Annotated in this window: 12 protein-coding genes; 6 read left to right on the top strand and 6 right to left on the bottom strand. The window is 57.6% G+C overall.

Annotated elements, in window-relative coordinates; genetic code table 11:
- Positions 1-24 precede the first annotated feature (24 nt).
- From BQ7486_RS03570 to bcsA, 5 genes are read right to left on the bottom strand one after another with little or no spacing between them, the layout of a single operon-like run.
- Positions 25-3,156 carry a cellulose synthase subunit BcsC-related outer membrane protein gene (locus tag BQ7486_RS03570; protein WP_074009003.1) on the bottom strand — a complete coding sequence of 1,044 codons (3,132 nt, stop codon included), beginning with the start codon at positions 3,154-3,156 and terminating at the stop codon, positions 25-27.
- Complete coding sequence (gene bcsG / locus BQ7486_RS03565; RefSeq protein WP_074009002.1) at positions 3,140-4,768, bottom strand: cellulose biosynthesis protein BcsG; 1,629 nt, start codon at positions 4,766-4,768, stop codon at positions 3,140-3,142. The genes BQ7486_RS03570 and bcsG overlap by 17 nt, the downstream gene beginning before the upstream one ends.
- Positions 4,769-4,777: 9 nt before the next feature.
- A complete protein-coding gene (bcsZ, locus tag BQ7486_RS03560) occupies positions 4,778-5,887 on the bottom strand; it encodes a cellulose synthase complex periplasmic endoglucanase BcsZ (protein ID WP_074009001.1) in 1,110 nt (369 codons plus the stop codon).
- Positions 5,887-8,094, bottom strand: coding sequence for a cellulose biosynthesis cyclic di-GMP-binding regulatory protein BcsB (locus BQ7486_RS03555; protein ID WP_143183031.1), 2,208 nt, complete (start codon positions 8,092-8,094; stop codon positions 5,887-5,889). Before BQ7486_RS03555 ends, bcsZ begins: the two co-directional genes overlap by 1 nt.
- A 21-nt stretch (positions 8,095-8,115) precedes the next feature.
- Positions 8,116-10,722, bottom strand: coding sequence for a UDP-forming cellulose synthase catalytic subunit (gene bcsA, locus BQ7486_RS03550; RefSeq protein WP_074008999.1), 2,607 nt, complete (start codon positions 10,720-10,722; stop codon positions 8,116-8,118).
- Positions 10,723-11,065: 343 nt separating this feature from the next.
- Here bcsA and BQ7486_RS03545 point away from each other — a divergent pair, with 343 nt between their 5' ends.
- Both BQ7486_RS03545 and ansB read left to right on the top strand, forming a co-directional pair.
- The gene (locus BQ7486_RS03545) at positions 11,066-12,403 is read left to right on the top strand and encodes a hypothetical protein (protein ID WP_074008998.1); all 1,338 of its coding nucleotides are present in this window, start codon (positions 11,066-11,068) and stop codon (positions 12,401-12,403) included.
- 265 nt (positions 12,404-12,668) lie between these two features.
- Positions 12,669-13,718 carry an L-asparaginase 2 gene (gene ansB, locus BQ7486_RS03540; RefSeq protein WP_074009230.1) on the top strand — a complete coding sequence of 350 codons (1,050 nt, stop codon included), beginning with the start codon at positions 12,669-12,671 and terminating at the stop codon, positions 13,716-13,718.
- 98 nt (positions 13,719-13,816) lie between these two features.
- On the opposite strand, the gene BQ7486_RS12360 is transcribed toward ansB, so the two are convergent.
- A complete protein-coding gene (locus tag BQ7486_RS12360) occupies positions 13,817-13,945 on the bottom strand; it encodes a cytochrome c3 family protein (RefSeq protein WP_268874073.1) in 129 nt (42 codons plus the stop codon).
- A 296-nt stretch (positions 13,946-14,241) separates the two neighbouring features.
- Between BQ7486_RS12360 and BQ7486_RS03530 the strand changes: the two genes are divergently transcribed.
- From BQ7486_RS03530 to BQ7486_RS03515, 4 genes are all read left to right on the top strand, one after another.
- A complete protein-coding gene (locus BQ7486_RS03530; protein ID WP_074008996.1) occupies positions 14,242-15,522 on the top strand; it encodes a helix-turn-helix domain-containing protein in 1,281 nt (426 codons plus the stop codon).
- A gap of 2 nt (positions 15,523-15,524) precedes the next feature.
- Complete coding sequence (locus BQ7486_RS03525; RefSeq protein WP_074008995.1) at positions 15,525-16,055, top strand: ATP-binding protein; 531 nt, start codon at positions 15,525-15,527, stop codon at positions 16,053-16,055.
- 55 nt (positions 16,056-16,110) lie between these two features.
- Positions 16,111-16,944 (top strand): hypothetical protein, encoded by an 834-nt coding sequence (locus BQ7486_RS03520; protein ID WP_074008994.1) that lies wholly within the window; start codon positions 16,111-16,113, stop codon positions 16,942-16,944.
- Positions 16,945-17,043: 99 nt separating this feature from the next.
- The gene (locus tag BQ7486_RS03515; protein ID WP_074008993.1) at positions 17,044-18,447 is read left to right on the top strand and encodes a flavocytochrome c; all 1,404 of its coding nucleotides are present in this window, start codon (positions 17,044-17,046) and stop codon (positions 18,445-18,447) included.
- The last annotated feature ends 16 nt before the right edge of the window (positions 18,448-18,463 follow it).

The raw sequence follows: 18,463 nt of genomic DNA, 5'->3' as shown, positions 1-18,463 counted from the left end.
GCGCCCGAGTTAAGGGCGCTTTTTTTATCGCTCGGAGTAGGGGACCAAAAGGGGTACTGGCATCGGAAGGTTTCCTTCCCAGCTTCGCATGTACCAGCGAAGATACACAAGCCCCCAGCGGTAGTTGTAGTCGGGGGCGCGCGAAATGCCGGCGGCGGCTCCCACCGAGACGTGGCTGCCGAGGCGGCGCTCAAGGTTGGCCTGCACCGACCAGCTGTTACTCCAGTCCGCGGAAGTGGAACTTACGCTTGTCAAATCCGACATATTGGGTTTTTGCCAGGCCGGAATACTTCCGGGGAGCGGATAGCGGGCAATGCCTTCGGTTTTGGCGTAAGAGCGCCCAGCGGTGGCGGTCACTCGCCAGGTCCAGTTTTCCGTGCGGCCCGTATCGTTTAAGGAAATGTTGAAACCCACATAGCGCTGGGGTGAATAGTAGCCGCCCTGGCCGAACGTATAGCCGCTTAAATCCTTGTCAAAACCCCAGAGCATCACAAAAAAGGACGGTGTGAACTCATGGTTGGGTTTGCTGATAAGGCGCGTGTAGGCCGTGCCCATTGCCTGCCAGCTGGTGTTGTCGGCGACGTTTCGTCCGCGGATGGTTTCGGCGGAAATCTTGCCCCAGAGGCCGATTCCGGTACCGTCATCGCGCGAAGCCGAAAGCGACACGCCCGTACGGCGTACGCCGCCCCACCATTTGCCGGTTGCGGGGTCACGCTGCCCGCCGTAGGCTAAAAGCGACGCGTCTTTGGCGCGCCGGTAGGCCTCTGCCGTAAGACTCGTGCCTCCCCAGTTAAAGCTGTAGGAAAGGGCGCCTGTGATGTCGGTGTAGTGGAAACCGATCGGGGTGGTGCCGATATCAAAGGCCCAGACGCCGTTGTCCCACGCCGCGGCAATAAGGCTTCCGGTGGCGCGGGTCTTGCCGCCCGCGGGATTGCAGCCCCCGGAAAAGCAGGTTCCCGTCATCGACTCCCATTCGCCGGGAACAAGCTCCCCCATGTCGTAGCGTACCGTGTCGCTGCGGATTGTGAGCGTGCCGCCCTTGGCGGGCATCATCATCTGCACCATGCCGATATCGGCGCGCGTGTCCGAATACCCCGGGGTGCCTTCATCGTGGACCTTGCGGTAGCCCGTCGTGACGATCACATTGTCGTTTTGGTAAAGAAGCGAGGAGTGAAGCCTTAAGGCCGATCGCATCCAGTCGTCTTCGGTATCAGGCGACAACATCGCGCGCGTAAAGTCGCGGTCGTCGGCCGGGTAGGCTGCGGTAAGGCCGGCGTTTACGAAGGCCTGCCGGTAGGCGGTGAGTGCCCCTTCGGTGTCGCCTCTTTCCTGAAGCCAGGCGGCCTTGTCGCGGTTAAAGAGCGCGTAGTCGCGGTTAACGGCCGCGGGGATGTTCTGCGAGTAGGTTTTGTAGAGGTCTCGCACCTTGGCCGTGCGGCCGAGTTTGCCGTAGGTTGCCACGGCTTTCCTGACCTGCGCAATCGTCATGCGGTTGCGGGGGTCCGAAGTCATGGTGTCCAAAAGGCCTGCGGCATCATCGGCGCGCCCCAGCTCAAGCGCAATCGCTGCGGCCGAAAGGTGCGCTTCCACCGTAAACTGCGGTTCGTCAAAAAGGCGCCGGTACTGCCTCAAGGCCTCTTCTTTATCCGGCGTGCGGCTTGCCCAGTCCGCCCTGAGGCTTGTGATGTCAGGCGTTGCCGTCGTGAGGGTATTGAGTTCCTTTAAGGCCTGCTGCCATTCACCGCGGTTGGCGCGGGCTTTGGCGGTGCGGATGGTGCGCTCGGTGATGAGGCGCTCTAAAAACGCGAGGTGCTCGGGGCGCTTACCTTCGGCCTTCGTGAGAACATCAATCGCGTCATCGGGTTTTTCCGCGCCGTAAAGCGTCACCGCATAGGCGTAGGCCCAGGCGGCGGACGCAAGGCGCTTTTTGTCTCCGGACTCAAAAAGCGCAAGGGCGCGGGTTTTGTCGCCTTCGGCGAGATAGGCCTGCGCAAGGCGCCGCACCAAAACGGGCGTTTCGCCCACCAGATTGATCTGCTTACGCAAAACGTAAATCAGAAGCGGGCGGTTGCCGTTTTTTTCGTAGATGTTCGCAAGTGACGCCAACTCTTCAGCGTAGATCGCGTCGAGTTTTTCGCGCCTGAGTTCTGCGCTTGAGTTCTTTCCGGAGAGCGCCCTCTCAACGAGTTTTCCGGCTTTGCCGTACTCCCCCTTTTGCCGCGCGATGTCGGCAAGATCAAGCATCACGCCGGTCTTGCGGGCGGCGGGCGCCGCGGGGAGCGCCCGTAAGTACCAGCTTTCAGCCTGCGCGAGTTCCCGGGCTTTCACGGCGTCCCTCGCCTTTTCAACCGCAATCCGGAAAATGCCTTCATCGAGCGCCTTACGCCAGGTTTTGGCGCGGCTGTCCTCGGGCGCCGTTAAAAGCGCGAGGCTTAAGTCTTCCGCGGCTCTCTGGCGTTTTTTGGGGTTCACGATGTCACGCAGACCGTTTACCGAGAGGCGGTTAAGCCGGAAGGTTTTGAGTTCAAAGGCGGCCCGGCGGCCGATTAAGGGATCGGTGGGCGCCGTGCCTGCCAAGAGCGCAAGCGCGGCTTCCGCGTCCTTCACGCGGGGCGTATGCAGCATATTGCGCCAGTAACGCACCATCAGGCCGTTTTCGCCCGGTGCGCCCCCGAAAAGTGCGTCGTAACCAGCCAAAGCTTCGGCGTACTTCCCGTCTTTTTCGAGCGCAAAAATGCGCCTGAGCCTCTCGGCATAACGGGGTTGGGTTAACTGCGCGACAAAGCGGGCCTGCTCACAGACGCGGCCGTCATTGCTGCTGCAGAGAATTTCAAGCTGAGGGCTTAACCCCGGCTTGTTCTCGCCCGGGGTAAGTGCTGTCAAACGCAGCTTTTCAAGCCGGTAGTCCGCGCGCGCGGGCCGTAAGGCAATGAGCGCATCGACAGCATCAGAGGCTTGCTGAAAGTGCCCTGCGCGGTGCGCGTTGATGACGCGGTCAATGAGTTGGGCCGCATCGGGTTTTGTGTCCGCAGCGCCCGCGGACACCGGCGCGCAAAGGACGAGCGCAGCCGTCAGGACCGTGAGTCCGGCGCGGGCGGGGACCGAAAGCAGGGGGCCGTAGAATCCGGCCCCGCGCTTTTTACTTGGGATAGACAACCCAGTTATCACCGCGCTTTAAGTAGTCGCGGCCCTTATAGGTAAGAACAACCGATTGGGCGTTTTCCGAGACGGGATTGGTCTGCGGCAGTTCTGCAGCCAGTTCCGTAAGGTCCACCGTGCCCTTGGGGGAAGAGTAGAAGTTCGTCTCAAGGACTTTGCCGATCAGTGCGCCCAAAGCGAGGTAACTCGTGTCCCCGGTGACATGCACGGTCTTGCTGTTAAGTTCCTTAAGACCGAAAAACTTCACCATCGTCGGCACCTGCGTGATGCGCATGCTCGGAATGTCACGCAGACGCGCGGTCTGCACGCGGTCGCCTCTTACGGCAGCACCGTGCTCGGGCACGACGATCAGCATCACCTTGCGGCCGCTTCGCTCAATATCGCGCATAAAGGCCTGCAGCTGATCAAGGAAAATCTTTGCGCGGGGCTTAAAGTTTTCCCAGTGGGCGTGGCGCGGCAGGCGGTTGCCGTCATGAAGCGCCATGAAGTTCATGAGCGTGACGCTTCTTCCCTTTTCACGCGCCGTGCGGCGGTTCCAGTCTCTTAACACGGCAAGGTCATCGGCCAAAGGCTCATCGTCAAAGCCCATGTAGCGGATCGGATAGCGCTTGTCGCTTTCCAGGGGCGCGGTGAGTCCGGCCTTGTTTCTCAACGTCTCGAGGTAGTCGTCGTAGTCGCCGCTGTGGTCGAGATAGAGATGCTGCTTAAAGCCGAGTTTGTCGAGCCGGTTCATGATCTGGCATTCGGGGCGCGAGACGTAAAGATCGTCGTGCGAGGGCTGACCGCAAGCCATGTTTAGAAGCCTCAGCGTTGCCGGGCCCGAATAAGACGTTGCCGAATTAAACCGGTCGAAAATGAGGTTAAAGCGCGAAAAGACACTGTGGTTGGTGAGGTCGCTCACCGCGAGATCGTCGTTGGAGAGCGAACAGATGTTCATGATCACAATGTCAAAGGGCGTGTCTTTGGCGGAAAGCCCCTCAGGGAGCTGCGCCTTACGGTCCTTTTCATACTCATGAAAGGCCGCGAGCCACTTCGTGATGGTCGCGGAGTCAGCTGCGCCCGCAGCCGTTTTTTTGCTTTCCGCTGCTGTTGTGTCGGCGGCAGCCAATTCCGGCGTTTCCGTTTCCGGGGGATTAACGGCGTTCCAGAGATAGGGCGTCAGTACAAAGCCGACAAAATAGAGGACGGTGACAACGGAAAGCCGGATCCAGTTTCTGAGCACGAGGTAGGCAAGCGCAATCACGATGCCCCAGCCGACCATCTCAAAGTTCACAAAGTCCCAGAGCAGTTCTTTGATGTAACTCGCGGAAAACCCGGCGATGTTGGCGGCGTTACTTGTGATGCTGTCTAAACCGGGGAGCCAGCTTTCGGAATAAACGAGCACCGCGGCGCCCGCGGCCGCGAGAACATGCCGGGCAATCGAAATCTTTCGGTTTGCAACCGGCAGAAGCAGCACGAAAAAGAGCAGCGCGTTATAAAGAACACTGAGGCTTAAGTAGTCGCAGGCCGCAAGCGCAAACTCGCAGGCAAAAAAGACGTTCCACCACCCAAGGCCCCGTAAAAAGGGGCTCTCAAAGAGGGAGGAAACCGTCGTTACTTTCTCTGTCATCGCGCCTCCTTACTTTGCCGCGCGCGGAAACCACACGCGCCCGTTTTCATCAAAGGCAAAGAGCCGGTAGTCAAACCCGAGACCGAAAAGAACGAGCATGTTGGTGTAGTAGTTGTCCTTTTGAACGGGCATGGCGGTAAGCATCGTGCGGATCCTCGCAGCCGTTTTCTGTGCGGAGGGTGTGCGCTCGGCAAGTTCCAGAATACAGGCGGCAAACCCGGGATTGCCGGCCTTGTTCATCGCGAGCGTATTGAGGTTGACTTTCTCCGGGGGTGCTCCGAGCGTCACCGCCGCTTCCACCATCGGCTGAAACTGACGCTTTAAAACCGCGTAGGCCGGGTCTTTCGGACTCATCATGCCGGCCCAAAGATAGGTGCGGATGGCGTTATAGCTGCCGATCGCGTTGTCCGGGTCCTGCATTTCAACGATGCGCCCTTCTTTGTCAAACCGCACCCAGTCCGGAGCAAAGCCCTTGGGGGCTGAGCGCAGCAGCACTCTGAGAGAACCGTCAAAAACGGCGTTCCACATGGGGTCGATTTCGGCAAAGCGCCTCAGGATAAACAAGGGGTAGTAGCTGGGGTTAAGTTTCACCGTGTCCTTCGTTTCAAAACCCATGCGCCCGGGCAGAAGGACTTTGCCGACGTTTTTAACGTCACGGATCTCTTTGGCAATCAGTGCCATCATCTGCTTACCCTTATCCGTGTAGTCGGGCCGGTTCCAGAGGCGTCCGGCTTCCAGTAAGCAGTACGCAATCCACATGTCGCTGTCAACGGCATTATTGGTGTCGATGATGCCCCAGCGCCGGGCGGCACCGTCGCCCCCCGTTGCGCCCCAGAGCCAAGCGGGCAGGGTTTTATCAAGCCTGCCGCCCGCGAGATTGTCCTGCGTCCACTTCACCATTTTTTCAAAGGTGTCGCGGTCACCGGCAACGAGCGCAAAAAAGAGCGCATAAGACTGCCCTTCGCTCGTGGTGATCGAACGAGAGTCGCTGTAGTCAACGACACGGGCGTCTTCCATCCCGACGGCCTTCATTTTGTCCCAGAGATCCCAGGAGGCGTGAGCCGAGGCGGAAAACATCAGGGCGGCCGCTGCCGCGGTAACAAACGGTGTGAGTCGCATCAGGCACGCTCCTTAATCTGACGGCGCATAAAGCGGAAAATGCCGGTTCCCACGATGAGGGCGCACAAAACGGCACAGATAATGAGGATGAAGGGATGGTCGCTCACCGCCACCCAGACGCGCCAGTACCAGGGGAGGTTGCCGCTCATAAAGTGTGAGCCCGTGTCAAAGGAAAGGGTCTTGCCTTCGGTGACAACGGAGACGCTTCCGGCGGCCTGCGTAAGCGCCGTGGGGTCAGCCAGGCGCGTGTTGAGTTCGTAGCCCCCGCGTTCGCCTTCATTTAAAAGTGCAACGACCGTGCGGCCCTGAGTAAAGGGCGACTCAAAACTGACGATGACGCCTGCGCCCGCATCGTCGGTTTTTTCTTTCGCGGCAGCGCCTTCTGTGACTTCACCCTTACTGAACGTGTCGGCGAGGTGCGAGGTAAGCGCCCGGGCGCTTTGCTCGTTAAAGTCCGCAAGTTCCCCGTCGGGGAGTTTTCCCGTGTAGAGAATGTCTTTGTCACGCACCGCCGGGTCTTTGAGGTTGTCGGAAACCGTCATGTGCACGGCGGCAAGGCCCGTGACCGCCGCAATGCGCCCCACGGCGTTAAGCATGGAGGTCACTTCGGCGGGCGTTGCATTTTTGGGCGTCACAAGCGCGGTCTGCGAGAGATCGGCGTACTTGGAGAAGGGGAACCCCGTCTGCGTGAAAAGCGAGAGGTTCGGCAGCTCAGTCCAGTGGTAGGGCCCGGCGAGTTTTACAACGGACCCCGGTTCAATCTCAAGCTGGTGCGGCAGGAAGGTCACCGAACGGCAGTTCTGCAGAGTGCCTTCCGAAAAAGACTGCGAGTAATTGAGTTCAAACCGGAGGTCGTTCACTGCCCCCAAAGCAAGCGCTTTTTCCGCGCGCGGCTTTAAGGCGCCTTCAAAGGAGGGGAGGTGCACCGTCTTTTCCCCGCGGCTGTCCTTGTCGCTCAAGTTGACGGAATCCACAAGGAAATTGTTGATGAGCACGCGAAGCTGCGCGGTGTCGCCGACACTGGGCTTAGTGTAGCGGTACCGGAGGTTAAGCGTCAGATCGTTGCCGCCCGTGAGGTAGAGGTCGGGCGGGAGCCTTAAGGGCAGATGCACCGCGGGAGCCGTCTGTCCCTTGGCCGTTAACTGTCCCGGGTATTCCATCAGGTCCGAAAACGCGACCGTGGAGTCCGTTTTGATCCAGCGCGGCACATCGTAAGCGTCGCGCACCGCGGGTTCCTTGTAGTCCTTGATTCGGAGGCGCTCGCCGATCAGAACGTGTTCGCTTGTGGCAAAACTTTTTGCTGCCGTCACCACGTCCTTGGTGGTTTTGCCGGACACAACGAGCATCTTGGCGTAGCGGCTTGCCGGCGCGTCCGCAATCCGGATTTCAGGACCCGAAGCCGGGGCCATGTCCTTTAAGAAGGCCGGGCGTTTGTTGTCCGCGGCAAACACAATGAAGTGCCCTTCCGGGGGGACGGTGTTGTAGTAGACAGGAAAGTCAATGCCACGCCAGCCCGCGATTTTCCCGGCAGCCGAGGCAAACACCGCGGCCGCGGTCTTTTCTTCGTTGTCGGGATCACCCGCAAAGACAATGGGGAGCACCGTGGGCTTGGTGCCTGAAGCCTGAATAAAGGGCGCGGGCCACCGGGCGAGGTCGTTGGAAAGCCTCAGGCGTTCCGTTTCAACCGTGAGTTTTGAAGCCGGATCCAACGTAAGCCACAGCGCTTCGTTCGTGGGGTTTTCGCACACGGGCTGATAGTGCCCGATAAACTGCACCGAGATTTGGTTGTGCTCGCGGATCGAATTGGGATTAAGCATTACTTCGCTTTGCACGCTTTTGCCGGTGAGGTCTTTTTTCAGCGTCACCGTATCCTGCAGCTGCCCGTTTAAGTAGACGTTTAACTGCGAGGTTTCCGCCAAAAGCGACGGGGAAGCGGTAAAGACGAGTTTGAGCTTGGCGGACGTCACCGACTCATCGTTACGAACGCCGAAGTCAAAGAACTGCGTGCCGTTGGTGCCTGTAAGGCGCACGGTCTGCACTGCGCCCCCGGGCACAAGGTCCAGAAGGGGGTAGGAGGCGGACATGACGGCCGCGGCGTCGGCGGCAGCGGGCACGGCGGGGGCGGCGGCTGGAAGAACGTCGGCGGCGCCGGCCGCGAGCGCTGTTTGCAGAAGTGCGGCAACGGCAAGTTTGCGGATCAGTTGCATTTTCTTTGTTCGCATACGAGGTCACGGATTAAGGGTTGTGTTGCTGCCCGCTTTGAGGCTTCGCGGCGCAAAGCTCGCAAGCCACCGGCAGGCGGTGCGGATGACGCCTAAGCGTCCCGGCAGAAATTCGATCATGGAGGCAAAGCCGTAAAGGGCAAGTTTCCCAAGCCGCACGAACCCCGTGAGGAACCGGTCGTCAACGTGCCCTTCGGGAGCAATTGCCCACATACCGCGGCGCGCAAAGGTGCAGCGGTTAAATTCAATTTCTTCGCGCAGTGTCGTGAGGTTTAATGTGAGTTCGGCCCGGCCGCCCGCTTTAAATAGCGACGGCGTCACCGCAAAGCGGTAGTCCTGCCCGTCGGTTGAAAGCGTCACGAAAGCAGATTTGGCGGCCGAAAGACTTTCAGCTTCGGCCGGATTTTCAAGCGCAATGCAGACCGTATCCTGCGAGTACTCGGTCATCTGCGCGTTGATGATGCGGCCGTCAGGGAGCGTCACGGGCGCGGGGATTCTGAGCGCAATGCGCGGGAACTTATAGGGCTGCACGTCTTCCACGGCAACGGCCATCGTGGCGCCCAAAATCATGAGGTTGTACGCGATCCACCCGATATTGATCGCAAGCGTCAGATATTCGGGATCGGGGCTCATAAAGGCCTTGAAAAAACCCACCACAAGCCCCGCGGCATTTAACCCGAGCAAAATGAGGTAGGGAACCGAAATATGCCAGTCAAGATACTTTTGGCCGATGGTGCCGCCTTTGGCGGTTACGTTAAATTTTCCCTTGTGCGGAAAGATCACCGCAACGGTTGTGGGCAGCAGGATGTACCAGGAGAGAATCGTCTCGTAGACGCCGCTTAAGAAAGGATAGCGGTGGCCGCGCTGCAGGCGCTGGTTGGTTAAGGCCGAGTGAATCATGTGCGGTAGCACGTAGGCAAAGATGGACGCTGCCGTCGCGTAGATCACGTAGGTGCCGAAAAACATGTAGGGCAGGGGCGCCACCAGAAAGATGATGCGCGGCAGACCGTGGAAAAAGTGCAGCATGGCGTTAAAAAAGCAGAGCCGCTGCGGCAGCGTAAGGCCCCGGCCCAACAGGGGATTGTCCAGCCTGAAAATCTGAATCATGCCGCGCGCCCAGCGGATGCGCTGTCCGATGTGCGCAGCGAGGTTGTCGGTGGAAAGCCCCGAGGCAACCGGCGTATCAATAAAGGCAGAGGACCACCCGCGGCGGTTGAGTTTCAAAGACGTGTGTGCATCTTCCGTCACGGTCTCAACGGCAATGCCTCCGACTTCTTCGAGCGCCTTGCGGCGCATCACGGCACTGGACCCGCAGAACATCGTGGCGTTCCAGGTGTCGTTCCCCTTTTGAATAAAGTCGTGAAAGAGCGCGTTTTCAATGGGCATTGCGCGTTCAAGATGCATGTTCTTTTCAAAGGGATCGGGCGAATAGAAGTGATGCGGCGTCTGAACGAGCGCAATTTTGGGGTTGGCAACAAGCCACCCCATCGTCTTTAAGAGAAAGTCGCAGGAGGGCACATGGTCACAGTCAAAAATCGTGATGAATTCGCCGTTTGTCACGGTCATCGCGTGATTGATGTTGCCGGCCTTGGCGTGGTTGTGTTCTTTGCGTTTGATGTAGCCCGCGCCCACTTCGCGCATGAAGTCGGCAAACGCCGGGCGCGAGCCGTCGTCCAGCAGATAAACGTGGAGTTTTTCCTTGGGCCAGTCGAGGTTAAGCGCAGCAAAAACGGTGGGCTTAATGACGTCTAAGGACTCGTTATAGGTCGGAATAAAGATGTCAACGTGCGGCCAGGTGCTGCGGTCCGCAGGCAGGGGCGCCGGTTTTCTGTCCAAAACCCAACAGACCTGGAAGTACCCGAGCACCATCACGAGGAAGGCGTAGATTTCCGCGGCAAGCAGAATCAGCCCGAGCACAATTTCGATCCAGGAGTCCGGACTGATGGTTGTCGTGCAGCGCCACCAGAGGTAGCGCCCGGAGACCACAATCGAAATCACGAAAAGAAGCATCAGGGGCAGGCGCGCCTGAATCTGTACGATGAGAACCGCCAGAACGAGCATCGCCGAAAGGAAGAGCACCTGTCCCTCAAGGTCAAAGGGTTGCGTGATCGTTAAAAGCGCAAGCCCGAAAGACACAAGCCCCACGGTCCAGAGAAGGACTTTACGCACCGCAGGCGACAAATGGGCGCCGCGCGCTTCCACCGAGTCCATCTCGGCGTCACTGCGGTTAATGAACTGACGGCCTTTTTCGGCAAAGATGTCGCCTGCGAGCGCAAGTTTCGCCCAAACCCCCTGCAGGGCGGCCTTCACCCAGGCAACAAACCGGGTCGTTCCTTCCGCGGGCTGCCGGAAAAGGGTAAGCCACACAAACTCAATGACGATACGCAGGGCGTCCAGGGGAAGAAGCGCCCCCTTAGCGGGATCGGGGAGCACGCGGGAAAAGCGCACGAGAATGCCCTTCCAAGGATCTTTTTCCAAGGGAAGAATCAGCCAGGCCGCGGCGAGAAAAAAGAGATTCACACAGGCGGCGGCTTTGGAGGTGCCGGCGGCAAGCCACAGGGCTAAACGACGCCGCCCGGCCTCACAGACCGAGGAAAACAAGGAAAACTGCATGGGAGTGGCCGGAACTGAAAAATCGCGTTGACCCGCCATTTTACGTGGGCGGGGGCCCTTTCAGGGCCGATTCTTAAAGGTTTGTTACGGCCCGCACCTGTTATTCACAGAATTTCCCGCAGAAAGCCCGGGGCTTGAGCCCCGGCAGGAATGCGGGCTTTCGAAATTTTTTTAATCTTGGCGCAAACGCAGCCAAACCATGCACATAGTTTTCGCTTAAGGCATATTCAGCCGCTATGAAATCGCGCACCCCGTCCTTTGTCATCGAGCTGGACCTGAAAACCGGAGAGGATCAGGAAAGTGCGNGTCCGCCCTCCTTTCCGAGTATGCCCTGCATGATGTCGTGAAAGAGCACCGTGCCAAGGGCGGCTTTACAAAGCGCATCGGCATCAACGAAGCGCAGAAAATTGCCACACGTGTCTGGCAGGGCATTGAGCGCTGGCTGCTTCATCAGGGAGGTCAGCCGCGGTTTAAGAGTGCAAAACGGGGCTTGCACAGCGTTGAGGGAAAATCAAACAAAACAGGTTTGCGTTGGAAGGCCAAGACGTGGACGCTGGAGGTTCTGGATCTGGTGATAAAGGCTGAAGCGCCGGATGCCTGGCAGAAAGAAGCTCTTCTTTCAGCAACAGATCCGTCCGGCTTTAAGCGTGTCAAATACTGCCGTCTTGTCCGGCGGATGATCCGCGGCCGTATGCGCTACTTTGTTCAGCTCATTGTCGAAGGCGTACCGCCCGTCAAGCACGTTTATGCTCCCAAGGATCTCAAGGTGGCTGTTGACCCGGGCCCGAGGACCATGACGTTTTACAGCCCCGAGTGGCAGCAAAAGATTTTGGTGAGCGCGGGTACTGTCTCTCAGGAAAAGGAGATTGCGCGTCTTTTACGTGCCATGGACCGCTCCCGCAGAGACACGAATCGGGAGTGCTACAACGCGGACGGCACCGTTAAAGCCGCCGGAAAAAAGATTGTCTGGAAGGAATCCAAGACCTATAAGGCAACAAAGGCAAAACTTGCGGATCTGTACCGCCGCCAGGCGCAAACCCGCCGTTGCCTGCACGGCGAAGTGATTAACCAGGTGTTCGGCCGGGCCGGCACCGTCATTGTGGAGAAGAACTCATACAAAGCATTTCAGAGAGCCGGATACGGCAAGAGTTTGGGCAAAAGCGGTATTGCAGGATTGATAACCCGGATGACAAGTAAGGCTGAAAGCGCCGGCTGTTGTGTGGTGAAAGTCAGTCTCCGGAAACTGCGCCCGAGTCAGCACGATCCCGAAACGGGAACGTACCGTAAGAAGGCTCTTTGGGAGAGAAGTCATCAGTTGGGAGACACGGACTGGTACATGGACCGCGATGTCGCGGCCGCCATGAACCTGTATTTTGCGGATCCCGCCACTGACAGCTACGATCTGAAGGCTGAGCAATCAGCGCTTGCGAGGCTCAAACAAGTCTCAGGGAACGCCGGATCGATAGTGCAGTACAAACCAGCGAATCGGCAAGACGAAGCAGTCCTTCGCCGGAACCGACGGATCGAGCTGATGAAGCCCGTACCCGTAGAGCGGTTGCGTTTTAAATGTTCCTGTGGTGCAGGGGACACCCGGGCAGACAAGGCCTCAAAAACATTGGCTGTTACGGGAAAGCCTGCACCGTGTCAGGAAACCCCGCGCTTTCAAGCGCGGGCTGTTTAGAAGAATCCGAAAAAAATCGAATTTTTCTTTGCGGTGCGCCGCGCTTTATCGTATTGTTGCTAAGGTAAACGGCGTAGATTTTTGCGTCGACACAACGCTTTGCGGATAAGTCTTAATGGGCCCCCCGTCATTTCCCCCGCCGGGGGTCTCAGATGAGGCCAGCCGCCGGGCGCTCAAGCTCTGCCGGAACCTTCCCTTTTGTCCGGCGGAAAACACCACGAAGGCGTCCGCTCACAAAGGATGCCTACATCGGAGAAGTGAGAAGATGAAGTTAGTTAAGACCATGATGGCAGCCGCCGCTGCCGCTGCCTGCGTGTCCGTTTCGGCTGCCGGCCTGCCCAACATTGCCGTGCTCGCCACGGGCGGCACGATTGCCGGCGCCGGCAATTCCGCAACGGGGTCCTCGTACACCGCGGGCAAGGTCTCGGTGAACCACCTGGTGGCTGCTGTTCCGCAGCTTGCCGAAATCGCCAACATCGTTCCCAAGCAGGTCGTGCAGATCGGTTCTCAGGACATGACCGATGACGTCTGGCTCAAACTCAATAAGACCATCAACGCCGACTGTAGCAAGTATGACGGCTTTGTGATCACGCACGGCACGGACACGATGGAAGAAACGGGGTATTTCCTCAACCTCACGCTGCGCTGCAAGAAGCCCGTGGTGCTCGTGGGCGCAATGCTTCCTTCGACCGGTCTCGGTGCGGACGGTCCGCGTAACCTCTATAACGCCGTGCTCGTGGCTTCCACGAAGGCGACGGCCGAACAGGGTGTTGTCGTTGCGATGAACAACATCGTTGTCGGTGCCCGTGACGTTTTGAAGTCCAACACCGTGCAGCCCGATACCTTCATCGCCGGCAACTTCGGCAAGGTCGGCACGATCTTCAACAACAAGGTCACCTACGAAAGTAAGCCCCTGCGCAAGCACACCTACCAGACGCCCTTTAAGGTCGATAACCTCACGAAGCTCCCGAAGGTCGGTATCGTCTATAACCACGGCGGCGTGGAAGACGTGCAGGTGAAGGCGCTTGTGAACGCCGGCTACGAAGGCATCGTGAACGCCGGTGTCGGTAACGGCAACATCCATAAGTCCATCTTCCCGGTGCTTGAAAAGGCCGCCAAGAACGGTATCGCCGTTGTGAGAAGCTCGCGCGTTCCCACGGGCGCCACCACCAAGGACGCGGAAGTCGACGACAACAAGTACGGCTTTGTGTCTTCCGGCACGCTCAATCCTCAGAAGGCCCGCATCCTGCTGCAGCTGGGCCTTACGAAGACCCACGACTACAAGAAGCTTCAGGACTACTTCGATCAGTACTAATTGTCTGACCGGGGTTTCCCGGGATTTCTGAAGTCAAAAAAATTCCCCTGACCGGTTTCGGAAAGGGGAATTTTTGTGTGGGCAGCAGTCGGAAAAAATTATTCCTTGTGGCCCTTGTGGCACATACCGCAGTTGGGCTTACCGTTCTTCAAAACGGCATGCACGGGCTTGCGGGAGATGAGCTTATCAACGCCGCCGTGGCACTGCAGGCAGTTTTCAAACTTCACTGTCGGGGGCGCGGGCGTATGGTGTTGGAGGACGGGGTGGCTTTTACACAAATGCGCGCGTAAAAATTGGACATTGGCGGCATCAAATGCACACGATTTTGGCGCATAGCTATCCCTCTGTAACCTCATAAAGCTCTCTTCTCTTTATTCCTCCTCAAAATTTTTAGCCTGCATCTATTACAAAATAAAGATTGATTTAACTTAGCCTGTCAAGCCGATCGCGCGCAGTAATCAAAGGCGCGGTCAAATGCACATTACTTCCGATGTGCATTAACTTTACTTTTCATGTTAAATCAATGATTAATGATGCAATGGCGTGCAAAATAAAGCGCCTCCACAAAGAGGGACTGCCCAAGGCCGAAATAGCCGGCCTCGTCGGTTGTTCCCGTCAAACGGTCTATGCCTATTTAAAAGACCCACTGCGTGGTCTGCGGCCTGAGATGCTGCAGAGGCCCAAACCATTCAAGCTTGATGCCGGCAATCAGGCCAAGATTGAGGCGTTGTTCAAAGCCAGTCCGTCTAACTGCGCGGTGGTAACACAGCGCATCAATGCGGATCCTGTCGGCTATGGCTTGCCGGCTGATACGACAGTATCCCGGCGATCCGTAGAGCGCTATGGAAAAGCCAGGTTTCCGGGACTTTTTGCCAAGTCTGCCATGTTGCCGGTGCAACCCTTTCATTGCGAGAAAGGCGAGCAGCTGCAAATCGACTTTGTGCAGGCCAAATTCCGCTACGGCGGCAGCGGCAGTACCGATGCACCTTCCACGGTCTACATCTTTGAGGCTTGCTACGCCTGGTCACGTAAATCGTTTGTATGGGTGTGCCCCGACATGACGCAGGCATCGTGGCTGCTGGGCATAGCTAAGTGTCTGGCTGTTTTGGGTATTCCCAGGACGATTCTCTGCGATAACGATAAAGGTCTTGTCATCAGGAATGACTGGCAGCACAAGCGCATTCAGTACAACCCCGCCTTTGACTGGCTCTGCAGGCCTTTGGGCATTCGCCCAAAGGCTGCACGGCCGTCCCGGCCACAGACCAAGGGAAGAATTGAGCGCTTCGGCCGCTATCTGCAGGAAAACGGTCTGATTGACGTATCCGTAGGAAGCAATATCCGTAATGCCTCTGAGCTGCAGGCTGTATTGGATCGCTGGATCAAGAACGTCGCCGATAAGCGTTGCTATCAGGTGGACGGCAATCTCTGCACCGTTGAAGAGCTGTATGCACAGGAGCGGGAGCACCTGACATTTGCCAGTGATCTCGGGGTGAATTTCGACGTAACGACCTGGACAACTGAAGTGTCCTCGAGCTCGGTCATTCACGTTTACGGTACGAAAGTCCAACTTGGCAGGCAACAGGCAAATACCCGTGTCTGCGTAGCGATGCGGCTTAACGGTGAATTCATTGTCACGTCCGGAGACGGAAGAGTTCTTGTGCAGGACTCCGTGCCCGTTGGAAACCTGCAGAACTGCACCAGGGATCAAGGCCCTAACCCGGTAGCTCAGACACAGCAAGCGCAACCCCGTGCACGGCACATGAGCAGTGCCATGGCGGATCTGGATGTTCTTTATCAGGAGTAACTATGAAACGAAAAATTACGCCGTTATGCACGGCTGACTACACGCAACCCGCAATCAATATTTATCTGGAGCGCCTCGGACTCAACGGCTATAAGGACGCCATTGATGCGGCTTTGCTGCAGTGCGAGCAGAACAATGTTTCGCCGAGGCAAGCCGTCGAACGGATCTTTGCTGTCATTGCTAAATGCCGCGACTCTCAGAAAATCGAGATGCTGATGAAGATGGCCCGGCTTTGCCCCGCAATGACCTGGGAAAACTTCAATTTCTCACGAGTACAAACCAGGCAGAAGAAAGTTTTGACCGAGCTGTCTAACTGCCATTGGATTGCGCGCGGAGAGAATATTTTGTTTTATGGTCCCTCCGGTTTAGGAAAGACACACCTGTCCGTTGCTTTGGGAAAACGGGCCATCGCCTTGGGAGGCTACAGCGTTCTTTTTAAAGAGGCAAGCAAGCTGTTTGAGGAGTTGCGCCCCTCTCTGTCAAAATACTTCCTAATCGCTAATCAGGAGGGCGCGGGAAGAGGCCGCTGTTAAGCCGGCAGAAGAGAAACGTTCAGGTGAAGGGCGCGTTTCCATCGCCTCGGGCTTTATGGTGGCCGATTCCCTGGACGGCGTCTGGAACAACAGTCCGTCAATCGGTGCCGGCCTCGGCGTAGGCCTTCTGCTCGGCATTCTGTCCTCCGGGAGCGGCAGCACCGAGTATGTCGAACGCGTCAACACCAGTCCGTCCACGGAAAACTTTAAGTTTGGGTACGTGTTTTCCAAAGTCAAGAAGGTGCGTGTTGAAGGCTATAAGCCGGAGTACCCCGGTGAGGATGCTCAGCACGCACGCCTCTTTGCTGCGAAGACATTTGTCGAGGTGGCAGCCAAAACCGCCGTGGATTTCGGTTTTACCCGTGTCGGCCCGATTTGGGTGAATTTCTTCCGGGAGTCCAACTGGGGCCTTGACTGGAACTATATCTGGCAACCCCTGGAAAATGAGGCTTTAGGCTGTCCGAAGGTGACGGACGCAACGGAGCGCGAGGACGTGTGCCGCGTGGAGTGGGTGCCGTACCCCTCATATACGCCGTCTTTTGACGAAACTTGGCTCTTTCAGTCAGGCATCGTGCCCGATGCATTGGGCGGTGACGGTAAGAAAGACGCCTGGATGGCATTTCTCGGTTACACAGACAGTCATTTCGGGCCGCTCTTTGTGGACGAAGCAGATAACATTGAGGATGAAGTCAGACTGCAGCATGACTTTGTGATAGGCCTGCAAAAGCACATGACGGCCGGCATGTACGCCTACGTGCCGTCCTACAGGATTGACGGGAAGGACACGCCGCAGGTGGTGATCAATAAGGATCACGTTTACAACTTTGCCGTGATAGTGCCGCGTAAGAGCGGTAAGCCCGCTGTAGTCCCGAAGACAGAGCAACGCTGACCGCAAAACGCGTGAAATTCCCTGCAGGCATTGGGCAAAATGAGGATTATTATAAATTCCGGATCATCCGGATCCGGTAACCAAAGAAGGAGCCATCATATGCAGTTAAAACACATCGCGTTTCTGACGCTTTCCGCCGTTTCCACCTTCGCCATGGCCGAAGGTTTTGACGTTGTTGTCGTGGGCTCAGGCGGCGCAGGTCTTTCCTCCGCCATTACGGCCAAGGAGTCCGGCGCTACGGTTGTGGTTCTGGAAAAGATGGCCTACATCGGCGGCAACTCCAATTTTGCTTCGGGCGGCATGAATGCCGCAGGCACCAAGCAGCAGCTCGCAGCGGGCGTGACGCAGGACAGCCCTGAGCTCTTCTACAAGGACACGATGAAGGGCGGGCATAATCTCAATAACCCTGCGTTGCTGAAGACTCTCACGGAAAACGCGAAGTACGCGGAAGAATGGCTCGTAGACCTTGGCGCGAAGTTCTGCTTCCGCAAGGGCCGCGGCGGCGGTCAGTCCATTGCCCGCGGTCACGGCCCCTGTGACGGCTCGGCTGTGGGCCCTGAAATCCTGCGTGTGCTCACCGAGCGTGCGGCCAAGGACGGGATTGCCATCCGCACTGAAAACCAGGTCGTCAAAATCGTGATGAAAAACGGCGCGGTTGCCGGGGTTGAGGTTAAGACCGAAGACGGCGTGAAGACGATTGACGCAAGGGCCGTGGTGCTTGCGACCGGCGGCTTCGGCGCCAATCAGGCGATGGTGACGAAGTACCGTCCGGAATTGAAGGGCTTTTCCACCACAAACCACCCGGGCGCTTTGGGCGAGGGCATTAAGCTCGGTGAAGACGTCGGTGCGTCGCTTACCGACATCGAACAGATTCAGATCCATCCGACCGTCATTAAGCGCGACGGTCACCTGATTTCCGAATCCATGCGTGCCCGCGGCGCGATTATGGTGAACCAAAAGGGTGAACGCTTCTGCAATGAACTTCTCACCCGCGACGTCGTGAGCCAGCATGTTTTGAAGCAGCCCGGCGGCTATGCCTACCTCATCTACGATCAGAGCATCTTTGATAGCAACAAGCTCTCCCGCGGCTATTACAAGGACGGCTACTCTGTGAAGGCTGAGAACCTCGATGAGCTCGCCCAGAAGATCAAGGTGCCCGCAAAGACGCTCAAAGCCACGTTTGCCGCCTACAAGAAGGCCTACGACACGCAGAAAGACACCGCTTTCGGGCGTCCCGAAATGGTGATTGCGCTGGATAAGGCGCCGTACTATGCCGCGCAGATCACGCCGGGGATTCATCATACGATGGGCGGTCTCACGATTAACACCAAGGCGGAAGTGCAGAGCAAGGCCGGTAAGAGCATTCCGGGGCTTTTTGCTGCGGGTGAAGTCACGGGCGGCGTGCACGGCGGCAACCGCATCGGCGGTAACGCGGTGGCTGATATCGTGACCTTCGGGCGTATTGCCGGTAAGGATGCGGCAGCCTACGCCAAGGCTCACTAAGCAGGCTTTGGTGCGG

The sequence above is a fragment of the Duodenibacillus massiliensis genome (assembly GCF_900128485.1).
Taxonomy (GTDB): domain Bacteria; phylum Pseudomonadota; class Gammaproteobacteria; order Burkholderiales; family Burkholderiaceae_F; genus Duodenibacillus; species Duodenibacillus massiliensis.
This window is presented reverse-complemented; position numbering and strand designations above follow the sequence as displayed.

Coding starts and splice junctions, on each gene's coding strand:
- bcsG (WP_074009002.1), bottom strand. CDS start 4,768: ATGACAGAGAAAGTAACGACGGTTTCCTCCCTCTTTGAGAGCCCCTTT.
- bcsZ (WP_074009001.1), bottom strand. CDS start 5,887: ATGCGACTCACACCGTTTGTTACCGCGGCAGCGGCCGCCCTGATGTTT.
- BQ7486_RS03555 (WP_143183031.1), bottom strand. CDS start 8,094: ATGCAACTGATCCGCAAACTTGCCGTTGCCGCACTTCTGCAAACAGCG.
- bcsA (WP_074008999.1), bottom strand. CDS start 10,722: ATGCAGTTTTCCTTGTTTTCCTCGGTCTGTGAGGCCGGGCGGCGTCGT.
- ansB (WP_074009230.1), top strand. CDS start 12,669: ATGAAGTTAGTTAAGACCATGATGGCAGCCGCCGCTGCCGCTGCCTGC.
- BQ7486_RS03530 (WP_074008996.1), top strand. CDS start 14,242: ATGATTAATGATGCAATGGCGTGCAAAATAAAGCGCCTCCACAAAGAG.
- BQ7486_RS03525 (WP_074008995.1), top strand. CDS start 15,525: ATGAAACGAAAAATTACGCCGTTATGCACGGCTGACTACACGCAACCC.
- BQ7486_RS03520 (WP_074008994.1), top strand. CDS start 16,111: ATGGTGGCCGATTCCCTGGACGGCGTCTGGAACAACAGTCCGTCAATC.
- BQ7486_RS03515 (WP_074008993.1), top strand. CDS start 17,044: ATGCAGTTAAAACACATCGCGTTTCTGACGCTTTCCGCCGTTTCCACC.